At 58.9% G+C, this 13,249-nt stretch carries 15 protein-coding genes; 14 read left to right on the top strand and 1 reads right to left on the bottom strand.

Going from position 1 to position 13,249, the window contains the following annotated elements; all coding sequences use genetic code 11:
- The first annotated feature begins 29 nt into the window (after window positions 1-29).
- From AC5SEO_RS24545 to AC5SEO_RS24480, 14 genes are all read left to right on the top strand, one after another.
- Window positions 30-497 carry a peroxiredoxin gene (locus tag AC5SEO_RS24545; protein ID WP_025593886.1) on the top strand — a complete coding sequence of 156 codons (468 nt, stop codon included), beginning with the start codon at window positions 30-32 and terminating at the stop codon, window positions 495-497.
- A gap of 14 nt (window positions 498-511) precedes the next feature.
- Window positions 512-1,342, top strand: a complete 831-nt coding sequence (locus AC5SEO_RS24540; protein ID WP_113291074.1) for a DUF455 family protein — start codon at window positions 512-514, stop codon at window positions 1,340-1,342.
- Window positions 1,343-1,431: 89 nt separating this feature from the next.
- Entirely contained in the window at window positions 1,432-2,748 is a 1,317-nt protein-coding gene (locus AC5SEO_RS24535; RefSeq protein WP_038491369.1) for a peptidoglycan DD-metalloendopeptidase family protein, read from the top strand.
- 219 nt (window positions 2,749-2,967) lie between these two features.
- Window positions 2,968-4,482: a DEAD/DEAH box helicase gene (locus tag AC5SEO_RS24530; protein WP_174068483.1), complete on the top strand. Its 1,515-nt coding sequence runs from the start codon at window positions 2,968-2,970 to the stop codon at window positions 4,480-4,482.
- Between the two features lie 32 nt (window positions 4,483-4,514).
- A complete protein-coding gene (locus tag AC5SEO_RS24525; protein WP_003515990.1) occupies window positions 4,515-4,934 on the top strand; it encodes an NUDIX domain-containing protein in 420 nt (139 codons plus the stop codon).
- 884 nt (window positions 4,935-5,818) lie between these two features.
- Complete coding sequence (locus tag AC5SEO_RS24520; protein WP_050923875.1) at window positions 5,819-6,898, top strand: branched-chain amino acid ABC transporter substrate-binding protein; 1,080 nt, start codon at window positions 5,819-5,821, stop codon at window positions 6,896-6,898.
- Window positions 6,899-7,030: 132 nt separating this feature from the next.
- Window positions 7,031-7,708 (top strand): ribulose-phosphate 3-epimerase, encoded by a 678-nt coding sequence (gene rpe, locus AC5SEO_RS24515; protein ID WP_003515995.1) that lies wholly within the window; start codon window positions 7,031-7,033, stop codon window positions 7,706-7,708.
- Window positions 7,709-7,769: 61 nt separating this feature from the next.
- A complete protein-coding gene (locus AC5SEO_RS24510) occupies window positions 7,770-8,306 on the top strand; it encodes a hypothetical protein (protein WP_013636387.1) in 537 nt (178 codons plus the stop codon).
- Window positions 8,307-8,413: 107 nt separating this feature from the next.
- Window positions 8,414-9,721, top strand: coding sequence for an adenylosuccinate lyase (gene purB / locus AC5SEO_RS24505; RefSeq protein ID WP_025593893.1), 1,308 nt, complete (start codon window positions 8,414-8,416; stop codon window positions 9,719-9,721).
- Window positions 9,722-9,790: 69 nt separating this feature from the next.
- Window positions 9,791-10,354 carry an alpha/beta hydrolase gene (locus tag AC5SEO_RS24500; protein ID WP_003516000.1) on the top strand — a complete coding sequence of 188 codons (564 nt, stop codon included), beginning with the start codon at window positions 9,791-9,793 and terminating at the stop codon, window positions 10,352-10,354.
- Between the two features lie 183 nt (window positions 10,355-10,537).
- Window positions 10,538-11,302: a phosphoribosylaminoimidazolesuccinocarboxamide synthase gene (gene purC / locus AC5SEO_RS24495; RefSeq protein WP_003516002.1), complete on the top strand. Its 765-nt coding sequence runs from the start codon at window positions 10,538-10,540 to the stop codon at window positions 11,300-11,302.
- Window positions 11,303-11,357: 55 nt separating this feature from the next.
- Complete coding sequence (purS, locus tag AC5SEO_RS24490; RefSeq protein WP_003495372.1) at window positions 11,358-11,600, top strand: phosphoribosylformylglycinamidine synthase subunit PurS; 243 nt, start codon at window positions 11,358-11,360, stop codon at window positions 11,598-11,600.
- A 20-nt stretch (window positions 11,601-11,620) separates the two neighbouring features.
- Window positions 11,621-12,292: a phosphoribosylformylglycinamidine synthase subunit PurQ gene (purQ, locus tag AC5SEO_RS24485; RefSeq protein ID WP_003516005.1), complete on the top strand. Its 672-nt coding sequence runs from the start codon at window positions 11,621-11,623 to the stop codon at window positions 12,290-12,292.
- Window positions 12,293-12,377: 85 nt separating this feature from the next.
- The gene (locus tag AC5SEO_RS24480) at window positions 12,378-12,785 is read left to right on the top strand and encodes a hypothetical protein (protein WP_003516006.1); all 408 of its coding nucleotides are present in this window, start codon (window positions 12,378-12,380) and stop codon (window positions 12,783-12,785) included.
- A 132-nt stretch (window positions 12,786-12,917) separates the two neighbouring features.
- Here the strand turns inward: AC5SEO_RS24480 and AC5SEO_RS24475 are convergent, their stop codons facing one another.
- Window positions 12,918-13,223, bottom strand: coding sequence for a DUF1127 domain-containing protein (locus tag AC5SEO_RS24475; RefSeq protein WP_003516008.1), 306 nt, complete (start codon window positions 13,221-13,223; stop codon window positions 12,918-12,920).
- Window positions 13,224-13,249 lie beyond the last annotated feature (26 nt).

Genomic DNA, 13,249 nt, shown 5'->3' with positions numbered 1-13,249 from the left:
CTCAACATCCCGGCGAAAGAAAGATGATTATGACAGAACTGACGATTGGCAGCCCTGCACCGGATTTTACTTTGCCCCGCAACGGTGAAGGAACGGTGACATTGTCCGGCCTGCGAGGCAAGGCGGTCGTTCTCTATTTCTACCCGAAGGACGACACATCCGGCTGCACCGCCGAAGCGATAGATTTCAGTGCCCTTGGCGCGGAATTCGAGGCCGCCAATACTGTCGTCATCGGCATTTCCCCTGATAGCGTCAAAAGCCACGACAAGTTTGCTGCAAAACACAAGCTTTCGGTGATGCTGGCCGCCGACGAGGAACGGAAGGCGCTCGAGGCCTACGGCGTCTGGAAGGAAAAAAGCATGTATGGCAAAAAATACATGGGTGTCGAACGCACCACCGTCCTCGTAGCACCTGACGGTACGGTCGCGGAAATCTGGAACAAGGTGAAGGTTCCGGGCCACGCACAGGCCGTTCTCGACGCCGCACGGAAGCTCTGAGAGACGCCCCTGTCGTGACGCCCACCTTCAGGATCATCTCGCTGCGCGGCGGCGCCACCGAGGCGATTGCCTGCGCCGATCTCGACAGAAAAACCGCACTGGCGCAGGAAACGGCGACACGATGGTTCGCGCGCCGCCTGTCGCTGCGCTCCCCCCTAGATCCACCCCTGCCCGAACGTCCGGGCAGGCCGGATAAACCGGAACTCGTTCCGCCGACCGCCGTGGAGCGCCGCTCCCTCCACAGCGTCAAGGGTCGCATAGCGCTGCTGCACGCCATCGCCCATATCGAGCTGAACGCCGTTGACCTCGCGCTCGACATCGTCGCCCGTTATGCCAGCGAGCCGGTGCCGCATTCCTTTTTCAACGGCTGGATGCAGGTTGCCTTCGAGGAGGCGAAACATTTCCGGCTGGTGCGGGAAAGGCTGCGAAACCTCGGCGCGGATTACGGCGATCTGCCCGCCCATGACGGGCTCTGGCAGGCGGCGCATTCAACCCGCAACGACCTCACCGCGCGGCTCGCAGTCGTGCCGCTCATCCTTGAGGCGCGCGGACTGGACGTGACGCCCTCCCTGCAGGCGAAGATGCGCGAAACCGGAGACCTTGAAAGCGCCGCCGTTCTCGATGTCATCTACAATGACGAAAAGGGCCATGTCGCCATCGGCGCCAAATGGTTTCGCTTCCTGTGCGCCCGTGAAAAGAAGGACCCGGCAGCAACCTTCAGGCAACTGGTACGTGCCAATTTCCGCGGACCGCTGAAACCGCCCTTCAACGACCTCGCCCGCGCCGAAGCCGGGTTGACCCCATCCTTTTACCGCTCCCTCACCGCTGTCAGCAACAGCAGCTGACACCCGCAGCCCGGCGCATGGTGCAAAACTTCGTTAACCTTAACGAAGTATGATTTCCTGTGAGAAATCGGCCAGTCCGGAGAGAGATTTTGACTGATACAGCGGAAAACCGGGTATTCGGCAAAAAGCGGCAGCAGCACGTTCTGGTGCTGGCAAGCGGTGACAAGGTCCGGCACATGACGATCCGGCCGTGGATGACGGCGCTTGCCGGCTGCACGATCGGCCTTTTCTCGCTCGGTTATCTGGGCGCCACCGGCTATCTCATCCTGCGTGACGACCTGATCGGCGCGACCATGGCGCGCCAGACCCGCATGCAGCACGATTACGAAGACCGTATCGCCGCGCTGAGGGCGCAGGTGGACCGCGTTACCTCAAGACAATTGCTCGACCAGCAGGTGGTTGAAAAGAAAGTGGAAAAGCTGCTGCAACAGCAGGCGGCACTCACGTCCAGACACGGGCGCATGAGCGAATTGCTGGAGCGCGCGGAAAATTCCGGCATCGCCGCCTCCACGGCCACGGCCCCCATTCCAACCGCGCCCTCCTCGCTCTCGAACGCGATGGCGCCGGAAAAACGCGCCGATCTGACAGGTGGTCTCTCCGCCATAGAAAATCTGATGGCGCCCCGCCCATCGCAGCCGGAAAAGCCAGCCGGAACCGACAAGCGGGCGTCCTATGTGCCCGAAAACGGCGAAACGCCTTCCGACCGCGCCGACCGCGTGTTTTCCAAGGTCACGCTGTCGCTGAAGGATATCGAACGCCAGCAGATATCACGGATCGCCAGACTGACCAGCGACGCCGAGGACAAGGCGAGCGCGATGCAGGATATCATCCGGCAGGCGGGTCTGAAAATCGACGAAAGTGGCACGGACGGCGTCGGCGGCCCCTATGCGGATCCGCAGGGGAATGAAACCGATCCCTTCAATATGTCTCTGACCAATCTAGACAATGCGCTCAACCGGCTGGATATCGTGAAGGAAACCGCAACCGCCCTGCCCTTTGGCAATCCGGCCCCCGGCAGGGCGATCACCAGCCGATTCGGAAACCGGCTCGACCCTTTCCTTGGACGGCCTGCCTTACATACCGGCATCGATTTTCGCGCCGAAACAGGCGCCGACGTCAAGGCGACGGGCGCTGGAAAGGTAACGGTTGCGGAAAATTCCGGCGGCTACGGCAATATGGTCGAGATCGATCACGGCCAGGGCGTATCGACGCGATTCGGCCATCTCTCCACCATTCTGGTCAAAGCCGGCGACAAGGTGGAGGCCGGCGACATTGTTGGCCGTGCTGGGAGCACCGGCCGCTCCACCGGTCCGCACGTACATTACGAGGTCCGCCGCAACGACACGCCTGTTGATCCGATGCGGTTTCTGGTCGCCGGGGCCGAGCTTAAAACCTATCTCAAATAGCAGTCCGATTTTAACGCTTTTTTCGCCCTTTTTGCGATAAATCGCCCGAAACCGCGTCCAAGGCTCAAAAGCCTCGCCAACGTCTCGCCGTTTCGCGCGCATTTCCGGTTGTTTCCTTGACTTTCTGGCAATTTGGGCATATCCCCGCGCCAAGTCTTTGCAAGTGTCGCAGCGGCACGCAGGTATTCTTACCGAACCAGAACGGAAAAAGTTCTTCCTTTGACAACATTCTCTGATCTTGGCCTGAGCCAAAAAGTTCTTTCCGCTATTGCAGATGCCGGCTACACGACGCCGACACCCATTCAGGCTGGCGCAATTCCGCCCGCTCTCGAAAAGCGTGATATCTGCGGTATCGCACAGACCGGCACGGGGAAAACCGCATCCTTCGTTCTGCCGATGCTCACACTGCTGGAAAAAGGCCGCGCACGCGCCAGAATGCCGCGCACGCTGATCCTCGAGCCGACCCGCGAACTGGCGGCTCAGGTAGCCGAAAACTTCGAGAAATACGGCAAGAATCACAAGCTGAACGTCGCCCTTCTGATTGGTGGCGTTTCTTTTGAAGATCAGGACCGCAAGCTTGAGCGCGGCGCCGATGTTCTCATCTGCACGCCTGGCCGCCTTCTCGACCATTGCGAACGCGGCAAGCTCCTGATGACCGGCGTTGAAATCCTCGTGATCGATGAAGCCGATCGCATGCTGGATATGGGCTTCATTCCCGATATCGAACGCATCGCCAAGATGATTCCCTTTACCCGGCAAACCCTGTTCTTCTCGGCCACCATGCCGCCGGAAATCCAGAAGCTTGCCGACAGGTTCCTGCAGAACCCGACCCGTATCGAGGTTGCCAAGCCCTCCTCCACGGCGAAGACCGTTACCCAGCGCATCGTCGCTTCGCACAACAAGGACTATGAGAAGCGCGCTGTCCTGCGCGATCTCGTCCGTGCTGAAGAAGCCGAACTCAAGAACGCGATCATTTTCTGCAATCGCAAAAAGGACGTTGCCGACCTCTTCCGTTCGCTGGATCGTCACGGCTTTTCCGTTGGCGCGCTGCATGGCGACATGGACCAGCGTTCGCGCACGACCATGCTGCAGAACTTCCGGGACGGTCAGCTGACGCTGCTGGTCGCTTCCGACGTTGCAGCCCGCGGTCTTGATATTCCCGATGTCAGCCACGTCTTCAACTTCGACGTTCCCATTCATGCCGAAGACTATGTCCACCGCATTGGCCGTACCGGTCGTGCTGGCCGTTCGGGCAAGGCCTTCACCCTAGTCACCAAGAGCGATGCGAAATATCTCGACGCGATCGAAAAGCTGATCACCGAGAAGGTCGAATGGCTGAACGGTGACCTGTCCTCCCTCCCCGCGCCCATGGAAAGCTTTGAAAGCAATACCGGCCGCCGGGGCACCAAGGAACGTGGCGGCAGAGGCCGCGACAGAACCCGTCGCGATGCACCTGCATCGCCGGTCGAAAACATCAATCAGGGTGCACAATCCACCACTGTGGATACGGACATCGCGGCTCACGGAGAAGACAAGGTGAAGGCAGAACGCAGACCGGAAAAGACCCCGCGCAATTCCGAGCGCAACAGCCGCAACCTGAACCCGCTGCACGCCAATGACGACAACCGCGACCGTCGCCGCCATTACCGTGACCATGACGATGGTCCGACGCCTGTTGGTTTCGGCGATGACATTCCCGCTTTCATGCTGATCGTGGCAAACGCCAAGGGCTGAGCCCCGACGGCCTGACGCAGGAAACAATACGCATGACGCCGACGATCAAGCCAGGACAAGATTTTCCAGGCGTCGGCGTTGGGCTTGCCATATTGCGTGATGGCCGCCTGCTTTTATGCCGGCGCTTGAAAGCGCCGGAAGCCGGATACTGGAATATTCCGGGCGGCAAAGTCGATCACCTTGAATCATCCCTCGCCGCAGCACGGCGAGAAGCTGAAGAAGAGACCGGGCTGACAATCGGCAAGGTCGAATTTCTCTGTCATAGCGAATATATCAATGTCGCAGACCGGCACCATTGGGTCTCGCTGATCTTCGTCACCCGCGACACGCAGGGTGAGCCGGTACTGACAGAACCGGACAAGCTTTCCGATATCGGCTGGTTCGACCCCGATAACCTTCCCGAACCCATCTCTGCCTTTGCAAAAGACGCGCTGGCTGCTCTGACAAAATAAAGCCGCTAGCGAACGGAAGCGGCATCAGCGCTGACCGGCGTGGGCTTTTCGCGGCACTCAAAGGCGTCTTGAGCTACACTAAAAACAGGCCTCGCCTGCGACAGACGCGACGCTCCTGCGCGATTTGCTTTCGGAAAACCCAATGCTGGAAGAATATCTTTTCGCGAAGCTTTTCGAATGCAATTTAAAATTGCTTAAATTAGCATCACATAAAAAACCGCCCCGGTTGCCCGAAGCGGTTTATACGTAATGAAAATAATAGAATATAGAATGTAATATAGTTTGGCAGTGCTTACGTTCGGAACACTTCCGAGGCTTGTTACAGCCAATTTCAGTCGTCCCCTGAAACACCTATATCTAATCTAACCATTTACTTTTCGTCAAGCAGATCTTCTCGCAAATGCGAAAAAAACATGGCAAAGCACAAATAAAGCGCAGGGAAATATGTATATTATCTTTTTATATCAATAAATTAGATGAGTGGAAATAAAATGTGCATTTTATTGGGGTGCACTATAAAAGGCAAAATCGCAAACCCGCCCTTATAAAACTGTGCTTATACGCACTGCATGTTACAGTTTTATAAAGTAAAAATGCTCTAAACCATGACGAGCAGTACTTCCGCTCTTATGAAATTACAGAGTGAATTGCCGACCTTAAAAGAGATGAATCTCGGCAAAAAACAATCGCGCGCGATCATATTGAATATATACAACCATAACGCGTCATTGTAGACTGTTGTTTCAAATTGGATGAGTTGCGATCAAAACCGCCGTGCCGTGACAGATGATGTGCGATTATGATGGGTATCAGCGATTTTTCCTTTGGAAAACCAGTTGTTGCCGATAAACATCAAACCGGGACAACAGGATTTCGCGCACGTCATGCTTTCACTTCGCCTGCTAACGATCATCGCCGGTTTTGCCTTTGCGGGCTCAGCATGCGCGGCGTCGATCGGCATCGTTGCCCCACAGAACGGCCCATACGAACTGCTGGGGCAACAGGTCAGGCAGGGCGCGAAGGCCGCGGCCGCCAAGCTCGGGCTAGATGTCGTCGAAATCCATGAAAGCTGCGAAGACGGCAGCGGCGGCGCGATTGCCGATGGTCTCGTGGCCGCCAAGGTCAGCGCGGCAATCGGTTTTTTGTGCACGGAAACGCTTCAGGGCGTTCTGCCGCCTCTGAAGTCAGCCGCCATTCCAGCAATCACGCTTTCCAGCCGTGCCCCGATCCTGATGGAAGACGCTCTGAAATACAGCTGGCCGCTTTTCCGCCTAGCGCCATCGGACAAGGCCGAATCGGACCGGGCCGCAGAAATCATCCTGCGCGACTGGAAGGGACATTCCATTGGGCTCGTGGATGACGGCACGATCTTCAGTCGCGATCTAGTAGATCGCATCCGTTCGGCGCTGGAGGAGAACGGGCTGAAACCGACACTCACCGATACGCTGCGCCCGGCACAGGAGCAACAGGTGGCGCTTGTACGCCGGCTGGGGCGCACCGGCATCACCCATGTCTTCATCGGCGCGGAACGCAACGACGTGGCGATTGTCGCCAGAGACGCCGGCTCCGAAAACATTCCGCTCACCATCATGAGCGGCGACGCCATGAATGCGGCAAACAACCCCGTGCCACTTGCGGCAAATGTGCTAGCGGTCACGCGCCCGGCCTATGACACATTGCCTTCGGCACAGGCCGTCGCCGGCGAATTGCGTGCCGCCAATATCGAGCCGGAAGGTTACGTCCTGCCCTCCTATGCGGCTGCGGAACTGACTGCGGCGCTTGCCGAAGCAGCCCAATCCCAAGGGAAACCCGCACCGGAGATACTGGCGAACGGTACCGTCTTCAAAACCGTGCTAGGCGATATCGCTTTCAACCCTTCGCATGAGCTTGCAGACAATCCCTATCGCCTGCAGCGCTGGAACGGCCAGCGTTTCGAACAGGCGGACAAGGCCGAAAGACAATAGGTGAAGCCGGTATCGCTGGAAATTCAGTAAGCTGCGGCTGAAAACCGGCGGCAACCGCGCGACAAGCCGTTTCAAACCCTGATACTTGATGCTAAAGGCAGCTTACGCAACGCGTCGAGAGGAGTTTGCCCCATGTCCCTGCCCATCCGGATTGCACCGTCCATTCTGGCGTCCAATTTCGCCAAGCTGGGACAGGAAGTCGCCGATGTGACGGAAGCGGGAGCAGACTGGATCCACCTCGATGTCATGGATGGCCATTTCGTGCCAAACATCTCGTTCGGTCCTGACGTCATCAAGGCGCTCCGCCCGCACAGCAATGCCTTTTTCGACTGCCACCTGATGATTGCCCCCGTCGATCCCTACCTCGAAGCCTTTGCCAAGGCCGGCTGCGACGGCATTACCGTCCATGCGGAGGCAGGCCCGCATCTCCATCGCTCACTCCAGACCATCCGCACGCTCGGCAGGAAGGCCGGCGTGACGCTCAACCCCGCCACGCCGCTTTCGGTCATCGAAAACGTGCTTGACGATGTCGATCTCGTACTGATCATGAGCGTCAATCCCGGTTTCGGTGGACAGAAATTCATTCCGGCCATGCTCGACAAGATCCGTGCGGCAAAGGCCATGATCGGCGACCGGCCGATCGAACTTGAAGTGGACGGCGGCGTGACGGCGGAGACAGCCGGCGCCATCGTCGCAGCCGGTGCCAACGCACTGGTGGCCGGTTCGGCCGTCTTCAAGGGTGATGGCGTCGCAGACTATCGCAAGACGGTTTCGTTGTTGCGCTCGGTGTCGGAAGCCGCCCGGTCCTGACCCGCCACAGCAGCCGGATACACCGGAGACGGGACGGCAGGACGTTTGGGTGGGGGCTTTGATGAACAGCGACAGGCGGAATTTCCACGACGTCATCCCGGCAGCGCTGTTTTCGCTCCTCGCTCCGCTTGTCTGGGCCGCCATCTCGGCAGCCACCGCTACCCTCGGCCTCTATCTCCGCAACCGGCTGGAAACCGACCATGCCGCCGATATCGCCGTGCTGTTCTTCTTCGGCGGTCTCCTGGGCTGGCCGCTGGCCATGGTTGCCTTGCGCTTCCTGCCCGCATCCACCAGCCTGCCGCTGCGTTTTGCGGCAAGCTGTCTTGCCATCGCTTTTTTCACGATCGCGGTCGCGGCGGCATTTTTCGCGCTCCAGTACCGCATCTTTTATGCGCAATGGCACGCGCCGGCATTTTCCCGCATCTGGTTTTTCCAGCAATTTTTCACCTCGCTTGGCGCGATCTACCAGTTCTGCATTCTCGGCCTCGGCCTCTATTTTCCGTTTGCCGCCATTCCGCTTGCGCTGGCAGGCGCCATCCTTTGCCGCCGTGCGCACAGAGCGCCACGCGTCCGTTCGGACGTACACCGGACGCTCTAGCATTTTGAATGTACGCATCGAGCCGATGCGAAGGCTTGATAGATTGAGATTCGCGGAACACTTTGCTAAACGGGCAGCAAAATTCCTCCACAAAGAAAGTCATTGCCATGATTCCTCGTTACTCCCGGCCGGAAATGGTCGCCATCTGGTCGCCGGAAACAAAATTCCGCATCTGGTTCGAGATCGAGGCGCATGCCTGTGACGCGCTGGCCGAGCTCGGCGTCATTCCGAAATCGGCCGCACAGACCATCTGGGAAAAAGGCGGCAGCGCGACTTTCGACGTCGCCCGTATCGACGAGATCGAGGCCGTCACCAAACACGACGTCATCGCCTTCCTCACCCACCTTGCGGAATTCGTCGGTCCCGACAGCCGCTTCATCCACCAGGGCATGACCTCGTCCGACGTGCTTGACACAACCCTCAACATCCAGCTCGTCCGCGCTGCCGATCTGCTGCTGGCCGATATGGACCGCGTGCTGGCGGCGCTCAAGACCCGCGCTTTCGAACACAAGAACACGGTACGCATCGGCCGCAGCCACGGCATCCACGCCGAGCCGACCACGATGGGCCTGACCTTCGCCCGCTTCTACGCCGAGATGCATCGCAACCGCGAGCGTCTCGTCAATGCGCGCGCGGAAATCGCCACGGGCGCGATCTCCGGTGCTGTCGGCACCTTCGCCAATATCGATCCGCGCGTCGAGGAACATGTCTGCGCAAAGCTCGGCCTCGTGCCCGAGCCGGTCTCCACGCAGGTCATCCCGCGTGACCGCCACGCCATGTTCTTCGCCATCCTCGGCGTCATCGCCTCGTCGATCGAAAACGTCGCCATCGAAATCCGCCACATGCAGCGCACCGAGGTTCTGGAAGCGGAAGAGTTCTTCTCTCCCGGCCAGAAGGGTTCGTCGGCCATGCCGCACAAGCGTAACCCGGTTCTCACCGAAAACCTCACGGGCCTTGCCCGCCTGGTGCGCATGTCGGTCGTTCCCGCGCTTGAAAACGTGGCGCTCTGGCATGAGCGTGACATCAGCCACTCCTCCGTGGAGCGCGCCATCGGCCCCGACACCACAGTCACCCTCGATTTTGCGCTGAACCGCCTTGCCGGCGTCATCGAAAAGCTGGTGATCTATCCCGACAACATGCTGAAGAACATGAACAAGTTCCGCGGCCTCGTGCACTCGCAGCGCGTTCTTCTGGCGCTGACGCAGGCCGGCGTTTCCCGCGAGGACGCCTACCGTCTGGTGCAGCGCAACGCCATGAGGGTCTGGGAACAGGGTGCGGATTTCCTTGAGGAACTGCTGGGCGACGAGGAAGTGCGCGCCGCCCTTCCCGAAAGCGTCATCCGCGAAAAATTCGACCTCGGTTACCACACCAAGCATGTCGACACGATCTTCGCCCGCGTCTTCGGCAACGCCTGAGGCGAGGCTCCCGAAGTTAATGCCATCGCGACCTTGATCGCGACGGCATGAAACCACAGATATGGGCCCATGAAAGTTTCAGAAGCAGATATTCTCATCGTACCGGGTTACACCAATTCCGGTCCTGACCACTGGCAGACACGCTGGGAGCGCAAGCTTTCGACAGCGCGCCGCGTCGAGCAGGCTGAATGGTCAAAACCGGTGAAGGAAGACTGGATCGCGCGGCTGGTGGAAGAGGTTAACGCCTCGACCAAGCCCGTTGTCATCGTCGCCCATTCGCTGGGTGTGCCGACCGTCATCCACGCCCTTCCGGAAATCGGCAAGAAGGTTGCAGGCGCGCTTCTGGTGGCGCCACCGGATGTCGCCAATCCCGATATCAGGCCGAAACATCTGATGACCTTCGGTCCCTATCCGCGCGATCCCTTGCCGTTTCCGGCAATCACAATTGCCAGCCGCAACGATCCCTTCGGATCCTACGAACATGCCGACGATATTGCCGCCGCCTGGGGTGCGATGTTGGTGGATGCAGGCATGTCTGGCCATATCAACGCCGAGTCTGGCCATGGCCCCTGGCCCGAGGGTGGCATGGTATTTGCCCAGTTCCTGAGCCGCCTCAAGGTGAACGAGCCCTGACCATCGCGGCCAGCCGCTGAAGCCGGTCGATTTTCGGCCGGGCAACATTCTTCCGCCCGACACAAGAATTGAAGGGAAGATATGCGAGCCGCATTGTAGAATGCACTCTTTTCCTTTATGGGACCGCTCAAAGACAGAAACGCAACGCCACCAGAATCGGCGTGAACCAAGAGACCTGCCATTATGAACCGTCGCCGCCGTATTTACGAAGGCAAGGCCAAGATCCTCTACGAAGGTCCGGAGCCAGGCACGCTTATCCAGTTCTTCAAGGACGATGCGACTGCCTTCAACAAGAAAAAACACGAAGTCATCGACGGCAAAGGTGTGTTGAACAACCGGATTTGTGAATATGTCTTCACGCATCTGAACAAGATCGGCATTCCCACACACTTCATCCGCCGCCTCAACATGCGCGAGCAGTTGATCAAGGAAGTCGAGATGATCCCGCTCGAGATCGTCGTGCGCAATGTCGCCGCCGGCTCGCTGTCTAAGCGACTCGGCATCGATGAAGGCGTGGTTCTGCCGCGCTCCATCATCGAGTTCTACTACAAGTCCGACGAGCTGGAAGACCCGATGGTCTCCGAAGAGCACATCACGGCCTTCGGCTGGGCCAACCCTGCCGAGCTTGACGACATCATGGCACTGGCGATCCGTGTCAACGACTTCCTGTCCGGCCTGTTCTTGGGCGTCGGCATCCAGCTGGTCGACTTCAAGATCGAATGCGGCCGCCTGTTCGAAGGCGACATGATGCGCATCATCCTCGCCGACGAGATTTCGCCCGATAGCTGCCGCCTGTGGGACATCGAGACCCAGAAAAAAATGGACAAGGACCTGTTCCGCCGCGACATGGGCGGCCTCGTGGAAGCCTATTCCGAAGTGGCACGCCGTCTCGGCATCATCAATGAAAACGAACCGATCCGCGGCACCGGCCCTGTCCTGGTAAAGTAATTTCGGCCTCGTGAAATAATATCGGCCTAGCAAGGTAAAATCAGGAGAAGATCAGGTGATCAAGGCACGGGTGACTGTTACGCTGAAGAACGGCGTTCTCGATCCGCAGGGCAAGGCAATCGAAGGCGCACTCGGCAGCCTCGGTTTCGGTGGCGTCGGCCATGTCCGTCAGGGCAAGGTCTTCGATCTGGAACTGGAAGGTGCAGACAAGGCCAAGGCCGAGACCGACCTGAAGGCGATGTGCGAAAAGCTCCTGGCCAATACGGTTATCGAAAACTACTCTATCGCCATTCTCTAAAGCCGCAGGAGCCGCCGACCATGAAATCCGCTGTCGTCCAACTTCCCGGCCTCAACCGCGATCGCGACATGATCGCGGCACTCACGAAAATCTCCGGCAAGGCGCCCGTCACCATCTGGCAGACGGAGACGACTATCCCGGATGTCGACCTGATCGTCATTCCGGGCGGTTTTTCCTATGGCGACTATCTGCGTTGCGGTGCGATTGCTGCACGGATGCCGGTCATGCAGGCCATTCGCGAAAAGGCTGAACAGGGCGTCAAGGTTCTCGGCGTCTGCAACGGCTTCCAGATTCTGGTCGAAGCGGGCATGCTGCCGGGCGCGCTGATGCGCAACGCCTCGCTGAAATTCGTGTGCCGCGAAGTGAAACTCGAAGTCGTCAACAACGACACCGAATTCACCCGCGCCTATGACAAGGGTCAGGTTCTGCGCTGCCCAGTCGCCCACCACGATGGCAACTATTTCCTCGATACGGATGAGCTTAAGTCCGTCGAAGACAACGGTCAGGTCGTTTTCCGTTATGCAGATGGCACCAATCCGAACGGCTCGTTGAACGACATTGCCGGCGTCATCAACGCCAAGGGCAACGTTCTCGGCATGATGCCGCACCCGGAAAACCTGATCGAAGCTGCCCATGGCGGCAATGACGGCCGTGGCCTCTTCGCCTCGGCGCTTGGCGTTATCGCAGCCTGACAAGCGGGCGGGCCATCCCCGCCTGCCCTCTTCCCGATGATGCTTTTTATGGCTCCAGTTTTTGGCCCTTACCTTGGATGACGCGATGAACCGCCTGCTCCGTTCCCACGCCCCGAAGGCCGCTGGATTGCTTCTCGCCGCAGCAGCGCTTGCTGCGTGCCAGCCCAAGCCGCAACCGGCATCGTCCTCCGCATCCCGTGCGGCATTACCGACGATGGAGCGAATCGCGCTTGGCGCCAATGCCTGCTGGTTCAAATCGGGCGATCCGGCGTTCAAGGCCTATCGCCTGGCGCCCGAACTCAACTCCTTCTCGGGCCGTCCGCGCATTCTGCTCGTACCGCGCAACAGCCCGGAATCGCGCCCGATGCTGGTTATTCAGGCAGAAGGCAACCCGGCAAAGCTCGACGCTTTCGGCCCCGTTATGAACGAAGCCATCTCCGGCCGCATCGCAACCGACGTCAAACGCTGGGCGAATGGCGGCAAGGGCTGCTGATCGGGCAAAACTGCGCTAAAAGCCGGCCAAATACAAAAAAGACCCGCCGACGCCGGTTGGGACTGGCGTGGCGGGCCTGCCGAATGGCTGTTCAGGCACCGGGGAAAGATGGCGCCGCTCTCCGGCAGAAAATCAAAGCGGCCGCGACGGCCATGAAAACAGCTGCGATCTCGCGGCCTCCTTCAAGGCCTCGTCCCGCGTAACGCCGATATCGTCCAGAAGATCGTCGGACAATTCCCGCAAGGCAAGCCGTCCCTGACGTTTGCCATGCCAGTTGGACAATCCCGCAATCAGGCGGCCAATAAGCGTGTGAGCGATCCGGGCCGGAAAGGGCGACGGTGCGACCATGTCGCCGGTATCGCGGAACACGCGTTCCCGTTCGTAGCCGTCAGGATAAAGCGTATCCGCTGTCGAAAGGTATTGATCCATCTTGCGCATATTGCACCTATTGTCTCCGTGCGTTT

It is taken from the genome of Agrobacterium sp. K11, assembly GCF_059429395.1.
Note: the sequence above shows the minus strand (reverse complement) of the source record. Positions and strands in the feature narration are given on the sequence as shown.